At 67.3% G+C, this 13799-nt stretch carries 11 protein-coding genes; 6 read left to right on the top strand and 5 right to left on the bottom strand.

From position 1 onward, the window contains the following. The first annotated feature begins 11 nt into the window (after positions 1-11). Entirely contained in the window at positions 12-1271 is a 1260-nt protein-coding gene (locus ABT137_RS21630) for an MFS transporter (protein ID WP_351711187.1), read from the top strand. A 140-nt stretch (positions 1272-1411) separates the two neighbouring features. On the opposite strand, the gene ABT137_RS21625 is transcribed toward ABT137_RS21630, so the two are convergent. The 5 genes from ABT137_RS21625 to ABT137_RS21605 form a co-directional block, all read right to left on the bottom strand. After that, positions 1412-2455: an ABC transporter ATP-binding protein gene (locus ABT137_RS21625; RefSeq protein WP_351711185.1), complete on the bottom strand. Its 1044-nt coding sequence runs from the start codon at positions 2453-2455 to the stop codon at positions 1412-1414. A 26-nt stretch (positions 2456-2481) separates the two neighbouring features. Continuing rightward, positions 2482-3522, bottom strand: a complete 1041-nt coding sequence (locus tag ABT137_RS21620) for an ABC transporter ATP-binding protein (RefSeq protein ID WP_351711183.1) — start codon at positions 3520-3522, stop codon at positions 2482-2484. A gap of 46 nt (positions 3523-3568) precedes the next feature. Further along, positions 3569-4549 (bottom strand): ABC transporter permease, encoded by a 981-nt coding sequence (locus ABT137_RS21615; RefSeq protein WP_351711181.1) that lies wholly within the window; start codon positions 4547-4549, stop codon positions 3569-3571. A 103-nt stretch (positions 4550-4652) separates the two neighbouring features. Continuing rightward, positions 4653-6410: an ABC transporter substrate-binding protein gene (locus ABT137_RS21610; protein WP_351711179.1), complete on the bottom strand. Its 1758-nt coding sequence runs from the start codon at positions 6408-6410 to the stop codon at positions 4653-4655. Between the two features lie 82 nt (positions 6411-6492). Next, positions 6493-7521: an ABC transporter permease gene (locus tag ABT137_RS21605; protein ID WP_502984559.1), complete on the bottom strand. Its 1029-nt coding sequence runs from the start codon at positions 7519-7521 to the stop codon at positions 6493-6495. Positions 7522-8042: 521 nt separating this feature from the next. On the opposite strand from ABT137_RS21605, the gene ABT137_RS21600 reads away from it, so the two are divergent. The 5 genes from ABT137_RS21600 to ABT137_RS21580 are packed head-to-tail and all read left to right on the top strand — an operon-like array spanning position 8043 to position 13635. Next, positions 8043-9671, top strand: a complete 1629-nt coding sequence (locus tag ABT137_RS21600; RefSeq protein WP_351711175.1) for a peptide ABC transporter substrate-binding protein — start codon at positions 8043-8045, stop codon at positions 9669-9671. A gap of 6 nt (positions 9672-9677) precedes the next feature. Then, entirely contained in the window at positions 9678-10601 is a 924-nt protein-coding gene (locus ABT137_RS21595) for an ABC transporter permease (RefSeq protein ID WP_351711173.1), read from the top strand. Further along, positions 10594-11574 carry an ABC transporter permease gene (locus tag ABT137_RS21590; protein WP_351711171.1) on the top strand — a complete coding sequence of 327 codons (981 nt, stop codon included), beginning with the start codon at positions 10594-10596 and terminating at the stop codon, positions 11572-11574. The genes ABT137_RS21595 and ABT137_RS21590 overlap by 8 nt, the downstream gene beginning before the upstream one ends. Positions 11575-11582: 8 nt before the next feature. Further along, positions 11583-12557, top strand: a complete 975-nt coding sequence (locus ABT137_RS21585) for an ABC transporter ATP-binding protein (RefSeq protein ID WP_351711367.1) — start codon at positions 11583-11585, stop codon at positions 12555-12557. Next, the gene (locus tag ABT137_RS21580) at positions 12550-13635 is read left to right on the top strand and encodes an ABC transporter ATP-binding protein (RefSeq protein ID WP_351711169.1); all 1086 of its coding nucleotides are present in this window, start codon (positions 12550-12552) and stop codon (positions 13633-13635) included. The genes ABT137_RS21585 and ABT137_RS21580 overlap by 8 nt, the downstream gene beginning before the upstream one ends. Positions 13636-13799 lie beyond the last annotated feature (164 nt).

Raw genomic sequence — 13799 nt, 5'->3', positions numbered from 1 at the left:
GGTGCCCGTCCATGTCTGTTGCTGAGCACCCCCCGTCCCTGCTGCGCAACACCGGTTTCGTGCGCCTCGCGTTCGCCCGGATCATTTCCGTCCTCGGCAACGGGTTCGCCCGGATCGCGCTGGCTTTCGCGGTGCTCGCGCTGCCCGGCGCGACCCCGGGTGACCTCTCACTCGTCGTCGCCTGCCAGGCGGTCCCGCAGCTCGCGCTGGTCCTGGTGGGCGGAGTGATCGCGGACCGGGTGTCCCGATCCGCGCTGATGGCCGTGTCGGACGTGCTGGGTGCGCTGTCCTACGGCGGACTCGCGGCCATGGTGCTCAGCGGCCACGCCCCCGTCGCCGCGCTGTGCGCGCTCGCCGTCGCGGCGGGCACCGCGACCGCTCTGTTCGGGCCCGCGATGGACGGGGTCATCCCGCAACTGGTGCCGTCCGGGGCGCTCCAGCGAGCCAACGGTCTGTTGCGGGTCGGCACCAACACCTCACTCCTGCTGGGGCTGGCCCTGTCGGGCGTGACCGTCGCATGGGTCGGCGCGGGCTGGGCGCTGGCCATCAACGGTCTCTCCTTCGTGGTCAGCGCCGCGCTCACCTCGTCCCTGCGCCTGAGCCGACGGCCGCGGAAGTCCGCCTCGGGCTGGGCCGATCTGCGTGAGGGCTGGCGGGAGTTCGCCTCCCGGCAGTGGCTGTGGGTGGTCGTCGTGCAGTTCTCCCTGGTTGTTGCGGCCATGAACGCCAACGCCGGCGTACTGGGTCCGCTGGCCGCGAGCGCTCACTTCGGCGGGGCCCGCGCATGGTCGCTGGTGGTGGCCGCCCAGGCGCTGGGGGCCGTGGCGGGCGCCGGGATCGCGGCCCGTGCGCGCGTCACCCGGCCCATCCTGGCGGCGGTCCTGTTCACCCTCCCGTCCGCCCTGCCGCCGGCCCTCCTCGGGACCGGAGCACCCCTGTGGGCCGTTGTCGCGGGTGCCTTCACCGCGGGAATCAGCCTGGACTTCTTCGGCGTGCTGTGGTCCACCACCATGCAGCGCGAAGTCCCCGAGGAAGCTCTGTCCCGGGTCAGTTCCTACGACTGGTTCGGCTCACTCACCCTCGCTCCGCTCGGCCTCGCGCTGGCAGGACCCGCTGCCCACGCCTTCGGCACCGACCGGATGCTGATCGTCTGCGCCGTCCTGATCGTCGCGGCCACCCTCGCCGCGCTCCTGTCTCCCGGGGTGCGGTCGCTGCGGGCCGCACCGGGTGCGGACCAGCCCGAGCTCCTCGGAGCCAGTACCGCTTCCTGAGGGCGCCGACCGGCCATGAGAAGGGCCCGCACCTGGGGAGGTGCGGGCCCTTGCTCCCCTGGAGCGGACGTTCAGGGCTCGGGTCAATGGGCCAGTGAAAGTCCGTTCCGCAGGCGGCGGCTGACGGAAAAAGGGGTGTGTCAGGCCGCGGCCTCGGGGTCCTTGGAGAGACGCGGGGCGGGAATCGTCTCCTGCACCTCAGGGTAGTGGCACGCGGTGAGGTGGCCGGGCTTGTTGCCGTCGACCTGGACCAGCGGCGGGGCCTCCGTCGCGCACTTCTCCGTCGCCTTCCAGCAGCGGGTGCGGAAGCGGCAGCCGGACGGCGGGTTGATCGGGGACGGGACGTCACCGACCAGCCGGATCCGCTCGCGCGGCTCCACGTCCACCGTCGCCTCGGGCACGGCGGACAGCAGGGCCCGCGTGTAGGGGTGGCGCGGGTTGTCGTACAGGTCCTCGCGGTCGGCGATCTCCACGATCTTACCGAGGTACATGACCGCGACGCGCTGTGAGAAGTGCCGCACGATCGCGAGATCGTGGGCGATGAAGACGAAGGCGATGCCCAGTTCCTTCTGGACCTTCTGGAGAAGGTTCACGACCTGCGCCTGGATGGAGACGTCGAGCGCCGAGACCGGCTCGTCGGCGACGATCAGCTTCGGTTCCAGGGCCAGGGCGCGGGCCACCCCGATGCGCTGGCGCTGGCCGCCGGAGAACTCGTGCGGGAAGCGGTTGAAGTGCTCCGGGTTCAGGCCGACGATCTCCAGGAGCTCGCGGACCCGGTTCTCGCGGCCGCCGGCCGGGTTGATGTCGTTGATCTCCATCGGACCCGCGACGATCTTGCCGACCGTCTGGCGGGGGTTCAGCGACGCGTACGGGTCCTGGAAGATCATCTGGATCTCGGACCGGATCGGCGCCAGCCGCCGGCGGTTGGCGTGCGTGATGTCCTGGCCGCGGTAGGTGATCTTGCCGTCCGTCGGCTCCAGCAGACGGGTGATCAGCCGGCCGGTCGTCGACTTGCCGCAGCCGGACTCGCCGACCAGGCCCAGGCTCTCGCCCTCGGCGACCTGGAAGTCGAGGCCGTCCACCGCCTGCACCGCGCCGACGGTCCGTTTGATCGGGAAGCCGCCCTTGATCGGGAAGTGTTTGGTCAGCCCGGAGACGTCCAGGAGGGGGTTGGTGTTGCTCATGGTCGTGAAGTCCCGTCTCGTGTCCGTCAGTTGTGGCCGGCAACGGCCGCGTAGTCGGCGAAGAGTTCGTCTCGCTGGCTCAGTTCCAGGTGGCAGGCGGAGCCGCGGCCCTCGACCACGTCGAGCACTGGACGCTCACTGGAGCACCGTCCACCCGGCACCTTGTCCGCGAACGCGCAGCGCGGGTGGAACCGGCAGCCGGAGGGCGGGTTGAGGAGCGACGGCGGCGAACCGGGGATCGGCGACAGCGGGACGTCGACCGGTCCTTCGAGGGTCGGCATGGAGTTGAGCAGACCAAGCGTGTACGGGTGCTGCGGCGTGCCCAGCACCTGCTTCTTGGTGCCGCGCTCCACGCACCGCCCGCCGTACATCACCAGCACGTCGTCAGCGATGTCGGCGATGACTCCGAGGTCGTGGGTGATGAAGATGATCGCCGTGCCGAACTCCTGCTGGAGGTCCTTGAGCAGGTCCATGATCTGGGCCTGGACCGTCACGTCGAGCGCGGTGGTCGGCTCGTCGGCGATCAGCAGCTCGGGGTCGCAGACCAGGGCCATGGCGATCATCGCGCGCTGGCGCATACCGCCGGAGAACTGGTGCGGGTAGTCGTCGACCCGGACGTCCGGCTGCGGGATGCCGACGCGCCGCAGCATTTCGATCGCGCGGGCCCGTGCCACCTTCTTGGAGGCACCGGTGTGCTTGCGGTAGGTCTCCGCGATCTGCGTGCCGATGGTGTGGTACGGCGACAGCGAGGCCAGCGCGTCCTGGAAGATCATCGACATCTTGTTGCCGCGCAGCTTCTCCAGCTCCCGCTCGGAAGCCGTGAGGAGTTCCTGGCCGTCGAGCAGGATCTCGCCGTCGATCTGGGTGCGAGCGGGGTCGTGCAGGCCCAGGATCGTCAGGTTGGTCACGGACTTGCCGGAGCCCGACTCACCGACGATGCCGAGCGTCTGGCCCTTGGCGATGTCGAAGCTGAGCCCGTCGACGGCCTTGACGATGCCGTCCTCGGTGGAGAAGTGGACTTTGAGGTCCTTGACGGAGAGGAACGGCTGCTGATCGGTGCTCGTCACTGGGACGCTCCTGGGGGGTGATGCGAGGTTGGGGGTGGGGCGGAGGTCAGGCGAGCCGGATCCGCGGGTCGATGAGAGCGTAGACGGCGTCGACGATGATGTTGAAGAACACGATCGCGCCGGCGGACAACAGGGTCACGCCCAGGACCATGGGCAGGTCGCTCTTGTCCACGGAGTCCACCGCGAGCCGCCCGATGCCTTGGAGGCTGAAGGTGTACTCGGTGATGATCGCGCCGCCGATGAGCGTGCCCAGGTCGATGCCGAAGACGGTGACGATGGGGCCCATCGCGCCGCGCCAGGCGAACCGGAAGAACACGTTGCGCGCGGACAGGCCCTTCGCACGAGCTGTCCGCACGTAGTCCTCGCTCAGCTGCTCCACGAGCTGCGAGCGGGCCATACGGGTGTAGTTCGCGGTGAAGATGATCGCGAGGACCAGCCAAGGCAGCAGCAGCCCGGAAGCCCAGGCGATGGGGTCCTGGGTGAGCGGGGTGTACGACGGGTTGTCCAGGATGCCGAGCTTGGCGACGAACAGGTACATCGCCAGGTAGCCGACGAAGTAGATCTGGAGCGAGGAACCCAGCAGCGACGCCGAGCTTGCCAGCTTGTCCTGCCACTTGCCCTGCTTGACGGCGGCCAGCATGCCCGCGCCGACGCCGAAGACGAGGAAGACAACCGCCGAGCCGAAGGCGAGCGAGAGGGTCAGCGGCAGCCGGTCCATGATCGTGCCGAGGACGGGCTCACGGTTGGCGAACGAGTAGCCAAGGCAGGGGGCGTCGCAGTGTCCGAAGCCGACGTAGTCGCGGCCGACGAAGACACCCTTGAGCCACTCCCAGTACTGCACCGGAACGGGGTGGTCGATACCCAGGTTCTTCCGGATCTGGGCCAGCATGTCGGGCGTGCAGTTCTTGCCGCAGGACATCGTGGCAGGGTCACGCGGAATGGCATAGAAGAGCCAGAAAGTGACCGCGCTGATGATCAACAGGATGATCAGCGCGCCGAGGATTCGGCGGACAAGGAAGCGGAACATGGGGCCGTGACTTTCCGGACGGGGCGCCGTCGCCGGGGGGCAAGAGAGGGGGGTGGGCCGGAGGGGGCGGCCAGGTCATGGCCGCCCCCGGGGACTGACGCGCTTACTTCTTGGCGTACAGCTTCGTGAGCGCGATGCAGGTGTTACCGGCGTCGTACACGACGTTGCCGACCTTGGATCCGTACATCCAGTTACGGATGGAGTGGTAGTCCGGGACCACCGCGGAGAGTTCCATGATCTGCTTGTCGATGGCGCCCCAGGCCTTGTTCGCCTGGGCCGTGTCCGCGATCTTGGCGGCAGCGTTGATCGCCTTGTTGACGCTCGGGTCGTTCAGCTGGGCGTAGTTGCTGCGCCCGTCACCGATGTTCTCACCGCTCCAGCAGGGGTAGAAGACCGAGTAGCCGTTCGGCCAGTCCGGGCTCCAGCCGGCCGCGAACAGGTCGTACCCGTTGTCGATCTTGCCGATCTGGGTGTAGAAGGTCGTCTTGTCGATCTGCTTGTTGACGACCGTGAAGCCGGCCGCCTCCAGAGCGTTCTTGATCGCGACGGCCTGCTTCACGGCGTTGTCGGACTGCTGGTACGCGATGACCAGCTTGTAGCCCTCCTGGCCGGCCTCCTTCAGCAGGGCCTTGGCCTTGGCCGCGTCGCCGCCCGGCTTCTTGTCCACGCCGTACAGGTCGAACTTGGTGTAGCCGGGGGTCACCGGGCTGAGGATCGTGGTGGCCAGCTCGCTGGTGGAGCGACCGCCGCGGATGGTCTGCAGCTGCTGGTGCGGCCACGCCCAGTTGATCGCCTGGCGGACCTTCACGTCCTTGACGCGGGTCATGTTGATCGGCCAGTAGTAGGTGACCGTGTCGACCTGGGTCAGGACACGCTTCTTCAGCGTGGCGTTGGTGAGAACCTGGGCGATGCGCTCGGCCGCGACCTCGTTGAAGATCGACATCGCGTACTGGTCGTTGCCCTTGTCGGCGATGTAGCGGTCGGTGGAGGCGACCGGCTGGAAGCCGAACTGGAAGATGTACTTGTCCGGGTACGCGTTGCGGATCGAGTCCGTGGCGGCGTCCCAGTGCTCGTTGCGCACGTAGGTCAGCGACTTGCCGACGCTGCGGCTGCCGATCTTGTAGGGGCCGAGGGCGTACGGACGCTTGTCGTACGCCTCCTTGGTGTCGTGCTTCTTCGGCACCAGGCCGTAACCCGGCATGGCCAGGGTGTAGTTGAAGTCGGTGCGGGCCTCGGTCAGGGTGAAGGTGATCGTCTTGCCCGAGACCTCGATCGAGGCGAGGCTCTTGCCGCTGTAGGGGCCCTTGTACTTGTCGCCGCCGACCAGCCACTGCTGGACGTAGCGCGGACCCTCGGTGACGAAGTCGGCGAAGAGACGCTCGAAGGAGTGGCGGACGTCGTCCATGGACAGCTCGGCGCCGTCCTCCCACTTGACGCCGTCCTTGATCGTGAAGGACCAGGTCTTGCCGCCGTCCTTCATGGTGCCGGCGTCGGTCGCGACGTCGCCGACCAGAGTGGCGCCGCCCTTCTCGTCGACCTTGTAGCCGGTCAGACCGCGCAGGATCGGCCGGGTGATGGCACCCTCGGTCGACACGTAGATCTGGGCCGGGTCCAGGTGGTCCATGTCGAACTGGTCGAGCGAGTAGATCGTCCCGCCCTTGACCGCGCCGGCGACCTCGGGGGCCGGACCGGTCGAGTCGGCCTTGGTGCCGACCGGGATGTTCATGGTCTTCGCGTCGGAGACCGACGGGATCTTGGACGCGCTCTTGCTGTCGTCACCGCTGCTGCAGGCGCTCAACACGGTGGTGGAAGCCGCGGCCACACCGGTCGCGATGAGGAAGTTTCTGCGAGAAAAAGACATGTCGAGCCTGCCTGTAGGGGTCAATTCGGAACGGTCGGGACCAGCCGGACGTCGTTGAACCGGGCCGGATGGAACTGAGTGGCTACCGCTTGGACTTCGGGTCGAGCGCGTCGCGCACGGAGTCACCGAGCAGGTTGAACGCCAGGACGAAGATCACCATCGAGAGGCCCGGGAAGAGCATGAAGGTGAAGTCCTGGCTGTAGAACTGGGCGCCTCGCTGGATCATCACGCCCCAGTCCGGAGTCGGGTCGATGATGCCTACGCCGAGGAACGCCAGGCCGGCCTCAGCGGTCACATAGGCCGGCAGCATGAGCGTGGACTGGATGATGATCGGCGTCCACAGGTTGGGCAGAAGTTCCTTGAACACGATGCGCATCGGAGACGCGCCCGTGACCTTGGCGGCCTCGACGAACTCCCGCTCGCGCAGACCGAGCACCTGGCCGCGCAGCAGACGGGCGATGGACGCCCAGCCGAAGGCGGAGAGCACCAGGATCAGCGCGGTGGCGCGGAGCGAGGTCGGGATGTCGTCGTCGGGGGCGACGAAGATGCCGTAGACCACGGGCATGAAGGCGATGAAGAAGAGCGTCGACGGGAACGACAGCAGAATGTCGATGACACGGCCGACGAAGTAGTCAGTCCTACCGCCGAGGTAACCCGCCGTGACACCGACGATGACCCCCACGACACAGGTCAGGATCGTGGCGGCGACCGCGATCCCGAGCGAGGTCCGGATGCCGTAGAGCAGGAACGTGAAGACGTCCCGGCCCAGCTGCGGCTCGATGCCGAACCAGAACTCGGAGCTCATGCCGCCGTTGGGCCCTGCCGGGTACGAGAAGGCGTCGAGAAGGTCGGGGCGGTCGCTCGCGTACGTCGTGTACGGGTTCTTCCCGTACAGCTTCGCTATGAGCGGGGCCGCGATCGCGATCACGAAGAAGAAGATCACGACGTAAGCGGATATAACGCCCGTACGGTCGCGCTTGAAGCGCTTCCAGGCCAGGCGGCCCGGCGACCTGCTCTCGCTGCCCTTCGAGCCGTCCGAAGTGATCGACTTCTTCTCGGTCTCGTCGGTCACCTCAAGCGGGGCAGCCGCGGATGGAGTTGGGGGGGTCATGGTGCTCCTGGCCCAAGGGAGGGTCTGATGACTCCGCAGGGCACTCCCCTACGGGCTACGCCGGACTTTTTCAACGCAATTCATTCAAGGTCAATAAATTCTCGGGCGCCTTGGGTTTCTCTTTACTTTCTTTGCCTGGCCTTGACCGTTCCGTAGCTACGCGGGTAGCGCCTCGTAATCGCACCGTGCTTTAGTTCGGGCGAATGACGCAAAACGGGCAATGAGTTCGTTATGCGGACGCGAGGGTGCCGAAATGCGTACATCGGCGGGCCGCAATCCAACGTTTCGGCATCGTTACGCGGAGATCCATTGCGCCGCCGCCGCAAGATCCTCAAGAGGGTCGCGGAGGGGTGCCTGCAATCGGGTGACGTGTCCCTCTAAAGGTCGTCATGGGGTTCCCTGGGCGCCTCCGTTCGGGGCAGTGGGTGAGCAATATCGACCTATTTGGTCGATATTGACCGATAGCGGGTCATCTGTGGATCCGCCGGTCCACCGATCACCCTTCACGGAGGAGGCACGCCATGCGTTCAGCCACGCACGCCCGAGGGGCGGCCTGCGCGCTCGTGGTGGCGCTCGCCGCCACCGCCTGCGGGGGCGGCGGCAGCGGGGGCGGCGGCGGCGAGAGCGGCGTGCTCAGCTCCTCCTGGGGCGACCCGCAGAACCCCCTGGAGCCGGCCAACACCAACGAGGTCCAGGGCGGCAAGGTCCTGGACATGATCTTCCGGGGCCTGAAGAAGTACGACCCGAAGACCGGCAAGGCCCAGGACATGCTCGCCCAGAAGATCGATACGAGCGACTCGCAGAACTTCACGATCACGCTCAAGGACGGCTGGACGTTCTCCAACGGCGAGAAGGTGACCGCCAAGTCGTTCGTCGACGCCTGGAACTACGGAGCGAGCCTCAAGAACAACCAGAAGAACGCCTACTTCTTCGGCTACATCCAGGGCTACGACAAGGTCCACCCGGCGGCCGGCTCACAGAGCGCCGACACGCTCTCCGGCCTGAAGGTCGTCGACGACAAGACCTTCACCGTCGCGCTCAACCAGAAGTTCTCCAGCTTCCCCGACACCCTCGGCTACGCGGCCTTCGCCCCGCTGCCGCAGTCCTTCTTCACCGACCACGCCGGCTGGCTGGCGCAACCGGTCGGCGACGGGCCGTACCGCATCGAGTCCTACACCAAGGGCTCGCAGATGTCCCTGAAGAAGTGGGACGGCTATCCCGGTGCCGACAAGGCGCAGAACGGCGGGGTGACCCTCAAGGTCTATACGGACAGCGACACCGCCTATACCGACCTCATCGCCGGCAACCTCGACCTCGTCGACGACGTTCCCGCGTCGCAGCTGAAGAACGTGAAGAGCGATCTCGGTGACCGTTACATCAACACTCCGGCCGGCATCATCCAGACGCTCGCCTTTCCCTACTACGACAGTGCCTGGAACAAGAGCGGGGCAGAGAAGGTCCGCACCGGCCTCTCCATGGCGATCAACCGGAAGCAGATCACCGACACCATCTTCCAGAACACCCGCACCCCGGCCACCGACTGGACCTCGCCGGTGCTCGGCGTGGACGGCGGCTTCAAGGAAGGGCTGTGCGGGAGCGCCTGCGACTACGACCCCGCCCAGGCCAAGAAGCTCATCCAGGAGGGCGGGGGGCTGCCCGGCGGCCAGCTCAAGATCACGTACAACGCCGACACCGGCTCGCACAGGATGTGGGTGGACGCCGTGTGCAACTCCATCAACAACGCACTGGGCAACGACAAGGCGTGTGTGGGAAACCCGGTCGGTACGTTCGCCGACTTCCGGAACCAGATCGGTCAGCACAAGATGACCGGACCGTTCCGCGCGGGCTGGCAGATGGACTACCCGCTCATCCAGAACTTCCTGCAGCCGCTCTACTACACCAACGCCTCCTCCAACGACGGCAAGTGGTCCAACAAGGACTTCGACAAACTCGTCGACCAGGCGAACGCCCAGACCGACACCGCCAAGGCCGTGTCCACCTTCCAGCAGGCGGAGGAAGTCGTCCGCGACAACATGGCCGCCATTCCGCTCTGGTACCAGAACGGCAGCGCCGGTTACTCCGAGCGGCTGTCGAACGTGACCCTCAACCCGTTCAGCGTCCCCGTCTACAACGAGATCAAGGTCAGCTGAACCGGCATGGGACGCTACGTCGTCCGGCGGCTGCTCCAGATGATCCCGGTGTTCGTCGGGGCCACGCTGCTGATCTTCCTCATGGTCAATGTCATGGGCGACCCGATCGCGGGGCTGTGCGGTGAGCGGGCCTGCGATCCGGCGACCGCCGCCCAGCTGAAGAAGGAGTTCGGACTCGACAAGCCGGTGTGGCAGCAATACCTCACCTATATGGGGAACGTCTTCACCGGCGACTTCGGTACGGCGTTCAACGGGCAGCCGGTCACCCAGCTGATGTCCACCGCGTTCCCCGTCACCATCCGGCTGACGATCGTGGCCATCGTCCTGGAGATCGTCATCGGCATCACGCTGGGTGTGGTGACCGGACTGCGGCGCGGACGCCCCGTCGACACCGGAGTGCTGCTGGCCACCCTGGTCGTCATCTCCGTGCCGACCTTCGTCACCGGTCTGCTGCTCCAGCTGCTGCTGGGAGTGGAGTGGGGCTGGATCAAACCCTCCGTCTCCCCGGAGGCCACCTTCGGCGAGCTGATCGTGCCGGGGCTGGTGCTCGCCTCCGTGTCGCTCGCCTACGTCACCCGGCTGACCCGCACCTCCATCGCCGAGAACAAGCGGAGCGACTACGTCCGTACGGCCGTCGCCAAGGGCCTGCCCCGCCGCCGGGTCGTGACCCGGCACCTGCTCCGCAACTCGCTCATCCCCGTCGTCACCTTCATCGGCACCGACATCGGAGCCCTGATGGGCGGCGCGATCGTCACCGAGCGGATCTTCAACATCCACGGCGTCGGCTACCAGCTCTACCAGGGCATCCTGCGGCAGAACACCCAGACGGTGGTGGGGTTCGTGACCGTGCTGGTCCTGGTGTTCCTGGTGGCCAACCTCCTGGTGGACCTGCTCTACGCCGTACTCGACCCGAGGATCCGCTATGCCTGAGCAGCCGTTCGAGCAGGACCGGGCGATCGCCGGGACGGGCATGGGCGGGGCGATGGACCTGGCGGCGAGCGAGGCGCAGACGCTGGAACGGACGCCGGGAGGACCGCTCGGCACCGGGCCCGCGGCCAAGCCCCGCTCCCTCTGGTCCGACGCCTGGCGGGACCTGCGCCGCAACCCCGTCTTCCTCGTCTCCGCCCTCGTCATCCTCTTCCTCGTCGTCATCTCCCTGTGGCCGTCCCTGATCGCCTCCGGCTCCCCCCTCAAGTGCGACCTCGCCAAGGCCCAGGAGGGCTCCCAGCCGGGCGCTCCCTTCGGCTACGACGGGCAGGGCTGCAACGTGTACACGCGGACCGTCTACGGGGCCCGTACGTCCGTCACGGTGGGCGTCTGCGCCACGCTCGGGGTCGCGCTGCTCGGGTCGGTGCTCGGCGGGCTCGCCGGGTTCTTCGGCGGCATCTGGGACTCGGTGCTGTCCCGGATCACCGACGTCTTCTTCGCGATCCCGGTCGTCCTCGGCGGTCTCGTCCTCCTCTCGGTGGTGACGAGTAATACGGTCTGGCCGGTCATCGGGTTCATGGTGCTGCTCGGCTGGCCCCAGATCTCCCGGATCGCCCGCGGCTCGGTGATCACCGCCAAGCAGAACGACTACGTCCAGGCGGCCCGCGCCCTCGGCGCCTCCAACTCCCGGATCCTGCTGCGGCACATCGCACCCAACGCGGTGGCCCCCGTGATCGTCGTCGCGACCATCGCGCTCGGCACCTACATCGCCCTGGAGGCGACCCTGTCCTACCTCGGCGTCGGCCTGAAGCCGCCCAGCGTCTCCTGGGGCATCGACATCTCCGCCGCCTCGCCCTACATCCGCAACGCCCCGCACGCGCTGCTGTGGCCCTCCGGGGCCCTCGCGCTCACCGTCCTGGCCTTCATCATGCTCGGCGACGCGGTGCGCGACGCCCTCGACCCGAAGCTGAGGTGAGCGCCGCCGTGCTGCTCGAAGTGCGCGATCTGCACGTGGAGTTCCGGACGCGAGACGGGGTCGCGAAGGCGGTCAACGGCGTCTCGTACGCCGTCGACGCGGGGGAGACGCTGGCCGTGCTGGGCGAGTCGGGGTCGGGGAAGTCGGTGACCGCCCAGGCCGTGATGGGGATCCTGGACGTGCCGCCCGGGCGGATCGGCGGGGGCGAGATCCTCTTCCGGGGGCAGGATCTGCTGAAGCTGAAAGAAGAGGAGAGGCGGAAGATCCGGGGCGCCGAGATGGCGATGATCTTCCAGGACGCGTTGTCGGCGCTCAACCCGGTGCTGAGCGTGGGCGACCAGCTCGGCGAGATGTTCGTCGTGCACCGGGGGATGTCCAGGAAGGACGCGCGGGCGAGGGCCGTCGAGCTGATGGACCGGGTGCGGATCCCGGGCGCCGCCCAGCGGGTGCGGGACTATCCGCACCAGTTCTCCGGGGGCATGCGGCAGCGCATCATGATCGCCATGGCGCTGGCCCTGGAACCGGCGCTCATCATCGCCGACGAGCCGACGACCGCCCTGGACGTGACCGTGCAGGCCCAGGTCATGGACCTGCTCGCGGAGTTGCAGCGCGAGTACCGCATGGGGCTGATCCTCATCACCCACGACCTGGGGGTGGTCGCCGACGTCGCGGACCGGATCGCCGTCATGTACGCGGGGCGGATCGTCGAGTCCGCGCCCGTGCACGACATCTACAAGGCGCCGGCCCACCCCTACACACGCGGGCTCCTCGACTCGATCCCGCGCCTCGACCAGAAGGGGCAGGAGCTCTACGCCATCAAGGGCCTGCCGCCCAACCTGATGAACATCCCTCCGGGGTGCGCCTTCAACCCGCGCTGCCCCATGGCCCAGGACGTGTGCCGTACCGACGAGCCGCCGCTGTACGAGGTGGATCAACACCGGGGCAGTGCCTGTCACTTCTGGAGGGAGTGCCTCAATGGTTGAGAGGGTGGTTGATCCGATCCTGGAAGTGAGTGGACTGGTCAAGTACTACCCCTTGACCCAAGGCATCTTGATCAGGAAACAGATCGGTGCCGTCAAGGCCGTCGACGGTGTTGACTTCGTGCTCAACAAAGGCGAGACGCTCGGCATCGTCGGGGAGTCCGGCTGCGGCAAGTCGACGGTCGCCAAGATGCTCGTCAATCTTGAGCGGCCGACGGCGGGGTTGATCAAGTACAAGGGCGAGGACATCACCAGGTTGAGCGGGCGGGCGCTCAAGGCCGTCCGCCGCAACATCCAGATGGTCTTCCAGGACCCGTACACCTCCCTCAATCCCAGGATGACCGTCGGCGACATCATCGGGGAGCCGTACGAGATCCATCCGGAGGCGGCTCCCAAGGGCGACCGGCGCAAGCGGGTCCAGGAGCTGCTGGACGTCGTGGGGCTCAACCCCGAGTACATCAACCGCTATCCGCACCAGTTCTCCGGCGGCCAGCGGCAACGCATCGGCATCGCACGGGGGCTGGCGCTGCGCCCCGAGGTGATCGTCGCCGACGAACCGGTGTCCGCGCTCGACGTCTCCGTGCAGGCCCAGGTGATCAACCTGCTCGACCGGCTCCAGAACGACTTCGACCTGTCGTACGTCTTCATCGCCCACGACCTGTCGATCGTGCGGCACATCTCGGACCGGGTCGGGGTGATGTACCTCGGGCGGATCGTGGAGATCGGCAAGGACGAGGAGATCTACGACCACCCGACCCACCCCTACACCCAGGCCCTGCTCTCCGCGGTGCCGGTACCGGACCCGGAGGCGCGGGAACACCGGGAGCGGATCATCCTGAGCGGGGACGTGCCGTCGCCGACGAACATTCCGTCGGGGTGCCGGTTCCGCACGAGGTGCTGGAAGGCCGAGGAGCGGTGTGCGGTGGAGGTGCCGTTGCTCGCGGTGCCCGAGGTGTTCCGGCTCGCGTCGGGGCCGGCGGCGCATGCCTCCGCCTGCCACTTCGCGGAGGAGAAGCGGGTGGTGCCGCCGGAGGAGCGGGCCGGGGAAGCGCCGGACGATCTTGGTGACGGGGGTGCGTAGCGGGACGAACCGGGGTCAATCTCGTTAACACACAGGCAACTTCGGCGACCCGGTCCCGATATACGGACGCGGCACGCTTAACAGCGTACGGCCGTGCGGGTGCCGTAAACGGGCCGGGATGCGCCATGTCATCCCGGCCCGTTGCCGTGTGCGGGTGCGTGGGG

Origin of the sequence: Streptomyces sp. NPDC001980 (assembly GCF_040296885.1) — a bacterium.
GTDB lineage: Bacteria > Actinomycetota > Actinomycetes > Streptomycetales > Streptomycetaceae > Streptomyces.
The sequence above is the reverse complement of the archived record's forward strand: the minus strand, read 5'-3'. Positions and strand labels throughout refer to the sequence as shown.